General features: G+C 56.5%; 8 protein-coding genes. 6 read left to right on the top strand and 2 right to left on the bottom strand.

The window, feature by feature from the left end; translation table 11 throughout:
- The 4 genes from QZ725_RS09845 to oxlT all read left to right on the top strand — a co-directional run.
- A partial coding sequence (locus QZ725_RS09845; RefSeq protein ID WP_293779027.1) for an SURF1 family cytochrome oxidase biogenesis protein occupies positions 1-461 on the top strand: 461 nt, incomplete at its 5' end.
- A gap of 22 nt (positions 462-483) precedes the next feature.
- Positions 484-1,824 carry an ATP-binding protein gene (locus QZ725_RS09840; protein ID WP_293779025.1) on the top strand — a complete coding sequence of 447 codons (1,341 nt, stop codon included), beginning with the start codon at positions 484-486 and terminating at the stop codon, positions 1,822-1,824.
- Positions 1,814-2,350, top strand: a complete 537-nt coding sequence (locus QZ725_RS09835) for a response regulator transcription factor (protein WP_293779023.1) — start codon at positions 1,814-1,816, stop codon at positions 2,348-2,350. The genes QZ725_RS09840 and QZ725_RS09835 overlap by 11 nt, the downstream gene beginning before the upstream one ends.
- A gap of 342 nt (positions 2,351-2,692) precedes the next feature.
- The gene (oxlT, locus tag QZ725_RS09830; RefSeq protein ID WP_293779021.1) at positions 2,693-3,985 is read left to right on the top strand and encodes an oxalate/formate MFS antiporter; all 1,293 of its coding nucleotides are present in this window, start codon (positions 2,693-2,695) and stop codon (positions 3,983-3,985) included.
- A gap of 60 nt (positions 3,986-4,045) precedes the next feature.
- Here the strand turns inward: oxlT and QZ725_RS09825 are convergent, their stop codons facing one another.
- Positions 4,046-4,666, bottom strand: coding sequence for a hypothetical protein (locus QZ725_RS09825; protein WP_293779019.1), 621 nt, complete (start codon positions 4,664-4,666; stop codon positions 4,046-4,048).
- A gap of 316 nt (positions 4,667-4,982) precedes the next feature.
- On the opposite strand from QZ725_RS09825, the gene clsB reads away from it, so the two are divergent.
- Both clsB and QZ725_RS09815 read left to right on the top strand, forming a co-directional pair.
- Positions 4,983-6,206 (top strand): cardiolipin synthase ClsB, encoded by a 1,224-nt coding sequence (gene clsB, locus QZ725_RS09820; RefSeq protein WP_293779017.1) that lies wholly within the window; start codon positions 4,983-4,985, stop codon positions 6,204-6,206.
- Entirely contained in the window at positions 6,206-7,234 is a 1,029-nt protein-coding gene (locus QZ725_RS09815; RefSeq protein WP_293779015.1) for a lysylphosphatidylglycerol synthase domain-containing protein, read from the top strand. Before clsB ends, QZ725_RS09815 begins: the two co-directional genes overlap by 1 nt.
- Here the strand turns inward: QZ725_RS09815 and QZ725_RS09810 are convergent.
- On the bottom strand, positions 7,207-7,710 hold the full coding sequence (locus tag QZ725_RS09810; RefSeq protein ID WP_293779013.1) for a MarR family transcriptional regulator: 504 nt from the start codon (positions 7,708-7,710) through the stop codon (positions 7,207-7,209). The genes QZ725_RS09815 and QZ725_RS09810 overlap by 28 nt on opposite strands.
- Positions 7,711-7,732: the final 22 nt, after the last annotated feature.

The following is a 7,732-nucleotide window of genomic DNA, read 5'->3' as shown; positions in this document are numbered from 1 at the left end:
CTGGCAACAAGATTCTGATCAACCGTGGATTTGTGACCGCACAGGCAGCGGCGCAGGTGCGCGCGATGCTGGCAGAGAAACGCAAGTTGCCGGCCAGTGAACGATTGGCGGTAAATGGTTTGCTGCGCATCAGCGAGCCGGGCGGCGGTTTTCTGCGTCATAACGATCCGGCGGCGGATCGCTGGCATTCGCGTGATGTCGAATCCATCGCTGCCTCGCGCGGACTGACGCCGGTGGCGCCGTATTTCATTGATGCCGATGCCAGCCCGACGGCACCTGACCCGGTGCTGACAGTGAATGAACAGCCGGTCGGTGGATTAACGGTGATCGCCTTCCACAATAATCATTTGGCCTATGCACTAACTTGGTATGCTCTCGCCTTGATGGTCGTCGCCATTGTGGTGTGGATTCTGCGTACCGAACGTCGGCGCGCACGAGGTACCGGCGACCAGATCGATTGATTCGACGTCACCGGAACCGGCCATGGCAAAGAGCGAAACCGCAGGCAGCGAGCAGGGCGCACGCAGAAGATGGGTGCCGAACCTGGGCGGCAATGTCGCTGGCCACCGCAACATGCAGCAATTGATTCAGTTGCGCTGGATTGCGGTGATCGGCCAGCTTTCGACCATCTTTGTCGTTACCGTGGTGTTCGGTATCGATTTGCCGGTCAGGCTAATGCTCGAAGTACTGGTCTGCCTGATTGCCTTCAATCTGGCCAGTCATCTGCGCTGGCACGAGCGGCCGATCGTTTCGAACAAGGAATTGTTCCTCGCGATGCTGGTCGATGTGACGATTCTCACCGCCCAGTTGTACCTCAGTGGCGGCACCAGCAATCCCTTCGTTTTCCTTTATCTGCTGCAGATCATCCTGAGTGCCTTGCTGCTCGAAGCCTGGTCAACCTGGATGATTGTCGGTATCACCAGCACCTGTCTGGTCGGATTGTCGGTGTTTTCGCGGCCATTGGTCCTGCCCCCTGAAAACGAATCGCTGTTCTTCAGTTTGTATGTGCAAGGCATCCTGATCTGTTTCGTGCTGAATGCGGCGCTGCTCGCTTTCTTCATTATTCGCATCATGGGTAATCTGCGCATGGGCGATGCCGAACTGGCGGCCTTGCGCAATCGTGCGGTCGAGGAAGAACACATCGTGCGCATGGGCTTGCTTGCCTCCGGTGCGGCACATGAACTTGGTACGCCGCTGTCCACGCTGTCCGTGATTCTGGGGGATTGGCGGCGCATGCCCGAGTTCCAGAGCAGCGAAGTGCAGGCCGAGATTGCCGAGATGGAAGCGCAGATTCAGCGTTGCAAGAGCATTGTCAGCAGCATTCTGTTGTCGGCCGGTGAAGCGCGTGGTGAATCGTCGGTCAAGACTACCTTGCGGACTTTTCTCGATGAACTGGTTGCCGAGTGGCGCGAGAATCGTTCCGTTGCAGCGTTCGATTACATCAATCGCATCGAGCAGGATGTGCCGGTCGTGTTCGATTCGGTGCTCAAGCAGATGATCTGCAATGTGCTCGATAATGCGGCAGAGGCATCGCCGCGCTGGGTCGGTTTCGATGTTGCGCGCGAAGGTCAATCGCTGTGCTTGCGCATCACGGATGCCGGGCCCGGTTTTCCGCCGGCGATGCTGCCGCAGCTCGGCAAACCGTATCAATCGACCAAGGGCCGGCCGGGGCGCGGACTGGGTTTGTTTCTGGTTGTAAATGTCGCGCGCAAGCTGGGGGGCACCATCGCAGCGCGCAATCGCGAAGAGGGCGGTGCCATCGTCGAGGTGACCTTGCCGCTGGCCGCGATCAGTCTGGAAGAGGAAGAAAACGATGTTGGATGAACGACAGTTATTGATCATCGAGGATGACACGGCTTTTGCACGAACCTTGTCGCGCTCGTTCGAGCGTCGCGGCTACCAGGTCTTGCTGGCGACCAATCAGGATGAAGCGGCGGTTGTATTGCGTGACCATGTGCCGAGCTATGCCGTGGTCGATCTGAAGCTAGAGGGCAATTCATCCGGGCTGGCATGCGTACAAATGCTGCACAACCATAATCCCGCCATGTTGATCGTGGTGCTGACCGGTTTTGCCAGTCTGGCGACAGCGGTCGAGGCGATCAAGCTCGGTGCTTGCCAGTATCTGGCCAAGCCTTCGAATACCGACGACATCGAAGCCGCCTTCAACCATGTGGCGGGGACGACCGAGATCGAACTGACGAATCGATCGACCTCCATCAAGACGCTCGAATGGGAGCGCATTCATCAAGTCCTCGTTGAAACCGATTTCAACATCTCCGAAACGGCGCGACGCCTCGGCATGCATCGCCGCACGCTGGCACGCAAGCTCGAAAAACAGCGCGTGAAATAATAAGTGCATTGCTCGCCGTCCTTTCATGAGACGGCCTGCTATTTCCTGAGACGAGAATTTTGTAGCTCAAAAGGAATCTTTTCTCGCCTGCGGCCTCCAAGTTTCCACATCGGATTTCTTGCAATCTGATTAAGAGCCGTATCTGGTTCGCAGCGAGCTTACGCGCTCGGGTGTGAAATCCACGTAGTGACTAAGTCTTGTTGGTCTGGAAAACGAATAGTAGGTTTGTTCCGCGTATTGCGGTTTTCCACAGTTTTTCGGTTTTTAACCGCAATTTAATTTGAAAATAAAATATTCACGAGTAGAATAAATTCACATTGCATATTTTTCCGGAGGCGGATCATGTCAGAAGAACAAACAATCGGGCAACAGGTGCCGGCGCAGACCGGCTTCCGCAATCGCTGGGTACAACTGATCCTTGGCATCCTGTGTATGGGGTTGGTTGCCAATCTGCAATATGGCTGGACCTTGTTTGTCGAACCGATGAATGCCAAGCATCAATGGGGTACTGCAGCGATCCAATTGGCATTTTCGATTTTCATCGTGACGGAAACCTGGCTGGTGCCGATCGAGGGTTGGCTCGGTGACAAGTTTGGTCCACGTCCTGTGGTGGCAGGCGGTGCGATCTTTGCCGGTATCGGCTGGGTGCTCAACAGCATGGCCGACTCCCTGCCTTTGCTTTATACGGCGGCGGTGATCTCGGGTATTGGCGCAGGTTGCGTGTACGGAACTTGTGTTGGTAATGCACTCAAGTGGTTTCCCGATCGTCGAGGCTTGGCTGCCGGTCTGACTGCAGCGGGTTTTGGTGCTGGTGCCGCGATCACCGTGATCCCGATTGCCAACATGATCGCCAGCGATGGCTATGAAAAGACCTTCCTGACATTCGGCATTTTGCAAGGCGTGGTGATTTTTGCGCTGGCCTTGTTCCTGGTTCGCCCGCGTGCGCCAAAAGCTGCCGCCAATGGCAAGAAAATCGTTGAAGCGGCTGATTACACGCCGAAGCAGATGCTGAAAACGCCGGTGTTCTGGCTCATCTATGTCATCTATGTCGGTGTTGCCGCAGGTGGCGTGATGGCGACCGCACAGCTAGGCCCGATTGCGCATGACTATGGCATCGCCGGTACGCCGATCACCTTGTTCGGTGCAACCTTGCCCCTGCTGACAATGGCGCTGTCCATCGATAACGTGGCGAATGGCATCACGCGTCCGCTGTGCGGCATGATCTCGGACAAGATCGGTCGTGAAAACACCATGCTGATCGTGTTCATCGGCGAAGGCTTGGCACTGCTGGGTCTGATGCAATGGGGCCACAACCCTTATGCATTCATGGTGTTTGCTGCACTGATCTTCATGTTCTGGGGCGAGATCTTCTCGATTTTCCCAGCCATTTGTGGCGATACCTTCGGTAGCAAGTTTGCCTCGGCCAATGCAGGCACCTTGTACACCGCCAAGGGTGCGGCCGCGGCGCTGGTTCCGGTGGCTTCGCTGCTGGCTGTGGGCGGTAACTGGAATCGCGTTTTCATCCTGGCTGCGATTGTCACGATCACCGCAGGTATTGCTGCCAAGTTCCTGCTGGCACCGATGCGCAAACGCTTCATCGCAGATGGGCTGGAGCGTGCCAAACAGGCGCAGTAATCTGTTGCTGCATCATGAAAAAAGCCGGCTTCAAGCCGGCTTTTTTTATGGCTGGCTGGATCAGCCGGCATCGCCTCCCGAGACAAAACGTTTTTCGCCGCGCAGGTAACGTGACAACCACTGCAGCAAGGCAACCGCATCACCGAACTCAAGGAAACCTTCCTCGCCTTTTTCAGCGAAGACGCGTTTGCCGTTCAGGCTGCTGTCGATTACCAGACCATCGAAGGTTGCCATCGGAATGTAGCCTTCGTTGACCTTGAAGCGATTGTTGTTGAGAAGGGCATTGACGACATGACCGAGAAACTGGAATTCTGGTGTGCGCATCGATGCCATGTCGTGATCACGCATGTAGATGCCGACGGACAGCAGCGAGTTGCTGACCAGCACGCGGGCGTAATCCATTTTTTCCAATGGATGCTCACGCAAATACTCGCTCGCTTCATGGAAATCGATCTCTTCCGAAGGATGTGCCTCTTCAGCGACGATGTTGCCGGCTGAACCGGTCTTTTGCTGACGTGGTTTGCGCTTGAGCAGAAGGCCGGACAGTAAATCGGACTCGACCGAGCCGACCTCGTCTGCCTGCAAAATGGTGGCAACGGAAATCGGCAGGACCTGCAATTGTTCTTCGATCAGATGAAGCGTGCATTGGGAAACGCTTTCCCCGCTCATATTCGTGGCCATGTCGGTTCCTTTCTTGTTGTGGTTACGAGGCGAAAAAGGAAAGGGCGACGGTCGGGCGTATCCCGATTGCCTCCCTTCCTTGACAACTTATCGAGACAACTCATTGTAAGGATGGCAAAACACTTTTTATGTACGTTGACGAACAGTGCTGCTGTGCGCCAAATCCGGCAGGTGCCGGGATCATTGTGAACCAACGCACAGACTTTGGCGAGCGCCATGCCTAAGCTGGTCGCCATATTGCGCGTGCTGCATAGTGCCTGGCATATGTTTCCATGCACAGCGCCAGGCGCGCCTGATCGATAGCGAGAGGCATGTCTTGAAACAACGTTGGGTTGACGGTAATCACTTTGCCTTGCTGGAAAATGGCGAAGCATTTTTTCCTCGTGTATTCGAGGCGATTGCGGCTGCGCAGAAAGACATCTATCTCGAAACCTTCATCCTGTTCGACGACAAGGTCGGACGTGCCTTGCAACAGGCATTGATCGAAGCGGCACAACGTGGCGTGGAAGTCGACATGACCATCGATGGCTGGGGCTCGCCGGATCTGTCGGAGGAATTCATTTCGGCGCTGACGCAAGCGGGCGTGCGCGTGCATGTGTTCGATCCGGCACCAGGCATGTTTCGCCGTGTCCATCTTTTCCGCCGTCTGCATCGCAAACTGATCGTGATTGATGACACCTTGGGTTTCATTGGCGGGATCAATTTTTCTGCCGATCATCTTGGCGATTTCGGCCCCGAGGCCAAGCAGGACTATTCGGTGGAAGTCCACGGTCCCATCGTGCATCACATGTACGCCTTTGCACAGGCAGCGGTGAAGAAGACGCGTGAGCGACGTCGCTGGTTCCGCCGCGACCGTGGTGCAACGCCAAGGTCCTTCGCCGAACCGCAAGGCGCATTGGCTGCTTTCGTCTGGCGCGACAACCATCGCAATCGTAACGACATCGAGCGCCAGTATCGCCTGGCGATTCGGCTGGCGCGACAGCGCATCGTGATTGCCAACGCCTATTTCTTCCCGGGTTATGCATTTCTGAAATCCTTGCGCAAGGCGGCACGCCGTGGTGTGGAAGTGTCGCTGATCCTGCAGGGCAATCCCGACATGCCGATTGTCCAGTACGCGGCCAGCATGCTGTATCACCATTTGCTGAGTGCCGGTGTGACGATTTACGAATACTGCGATCGACCGCTGCACGGCAAGGTGGCTCTTGTCGACGACGAATGGGCTACGGTCGGTTCCAGCAATCTCGATCCCTTGAGTCTGGCCTTGAATCTGGAAGCGAACGTCATGATTCGCGATCGTGCATTCAATGCCGAGCTCGGACGCAGCCTTGATCGGCTGATGAAGGAAAGCTGCAAGAAGCTAAGCATCGAAGACATTCAGGAACCGACCTGGTGGCGTCTGGTGCGCAGCTTCTTCCTGTTCCATATTCTGCGTCGCTATCCGGCATGGATGGGCTGGCTGCCTACACATGCGCCTTCACTCAAGGCGGCGCATCGCACCCAGACCACCGCTTCGGTCGAAGCAGTGACCCAGGAAGCGTGATGCGCACATCGTCTGCCACACTGCCGGCCAAGTCGCCTGGCGACACGGAAGGCGGGTGGCGCGAACGTCCCTGGTGGCCGTGGCTGATGCGCTTTCTCAAAGTTGCCTTCTTTGTCGCCGTCACCTGGTTGATCGTCACACATGCGCGCACCATCGAATGGGGCGATGTCATCAATACCTTGAGGGAACGCTCGCTTTGGGCCTTGTGGCCGGCGATTCTTCTGGTGCTGGTCAGCCACGGTTTGTATGGCTGTTTCGATCTGCTGGGACGCTATCTGGTCGGCCATGCATTACGGGTGTGGCAAGTCATCAGCGTGACCATGATCAGTTACGCCTTCAACCTCAATCTGGGCTCGCTGGTCGGGGGTGTCGCATTCCGTTATCGCCTGTATTCGCGGCTGGGGTTGGATGCCAACACCATCACGCGTGTGGTGGCGACCAGCATGCTGACGAACTGGCTGGGTTACATGCTGGTGGCAGGATTGCTGTTCTGGTTTCGCCCCTTGTCCTTGCCGCCATCATGGAAGATCGATACCGTGCAACTGCACTGGCTGGGCGTGCCGCTGGTCAGCGTAGTCCTGGCTTATCTCGTGCTGTGTGCCGTACGAGGCGGCAAAACGCTATCGTGGCGCGGACATGACATGCAGTTGCCATCACTGCCATTCGGCTTGCTGCAGCTGGTGATGTCGAGTGCCAACTGGATGGTGATGGGCGTGGTGATCTTCTTCCTGCTGGAGCAGAAGATTGCCTATGTCGATGTCTTGAGCGTGTTGCTGATTGCCGCGATTGCCGGTGTGATCACGCATGTGCCGGCAGGGCTGGGGGTGATTGAAGCAGTGTTCGTGGCCTTGCTGTCACATCGCGTCCCGGCGAATGAATTGCTGGCCGGATTGCTGCTGTACCGCACCTTGTATTATTTCATTCCGCTGGGTCTGGCGACGATTGCCTATCTGTTGATGGAAGCCGGTGCGAAGTCATCGTCGATGCAGGCGAATCCTCATCAATCTTCGGCAAGTGGCGGGCACTGATCGGCCAGCAGCTTCTCGAGAAGCTCGGCCAGTTGTGTCTGTTCGGCCTTGCTCAGGTTGCATACGATGGCTTTCTGATTTTGCACATGCGGCACGATCATTTCCTCGATCAGTGCCAATCCCTTCTTGCTCAGTTTGACCAGCGAGCCGCGACCGTCAGTGGGGTGGGCTGTGCGCTGCACGAGGCCGGCTTTTTCCAGCCGTTCGATGCGGTTGGTCATGCTGCCGGAGGAAATCATCGCCGTGTTGTACAGCGCCGTCGGTGTGAGCGCATAGGGCGTGCCGCTACGACGCAAGGTAGCCAGGACGTCGAACTCGCCGGGTTGCAAGCCGTATTCGGCAAATAGCGGATGCAGGCGGTCGCGTGCAATCACTTGCGCAGTTTCCTGCAGGCGACCGAGCAACACCATCGGGCCGACATCGATATCGGGACGCTCCTTGCGCCACTGGCGGGCGGCTTTTTCTGCTCTGTCCATTCCGGGTTTCCTTATATATCTC

Origin of the sequence: uncultured Oxalicibacterium sp., from assembly GCF_913776015.1 — a bacterium.
Lineage (GTDB): Bacteria > Pseudomonadota > Gammaproteobacteria > Burkholderiales > Burkholderiaceae_D > Oxalicibacterium.
This window is presented reverse-complemented; position numbering and strand designations above follow the sequence as displayed.

Excerpts from the sequence above, each read along its gene's own strand:
- QZ725_RS09825 (WP_293779019.1), bottom strand. The coding sequence starts at position 4,666 with ATGGCCACGAATATGAGCGGGGAAAGCGTTTCCCAATGCACGCTTCAT.
- QZ725_RS09835 (WP_293779023.1), top strand. The coding sequence starts at position 1,814 with ATGTTGGATGAACGACAGTTATTGATCATCGAGGATGACACGGCTTTT.
- QZ725_RS09840 (WP_293779025.1), top strand. The coding sequence starts at position 484 with ATGGCAAAGAGCGAAACCGCAGGCAGCGAGCAGGGCGCACGCAGAAGA.
- QZ725_RS09810 (WP_293779013.1), bottom strand. The coding sequence starts at position 7,710 with ATGGACAGAGCAGAAAAAGCCGCCCGCCAGTGGCGCAAGGAGCGTCCC.
- QZ725_RS09815 (WP_293779015.1), top strand. The coding sequence starts at position 6,206 with ATGCGCACATCGTCTGCCACACTGCCGGCCAAGTCGCCTGGCGACACG.
- oxlT (WP_293779021.1), top strand. The coding sequence starts at position 2,693 with ATGTCAGAAGAACAAACAATCGGGCAACAGGTGCCGGCGCAGACCGGC.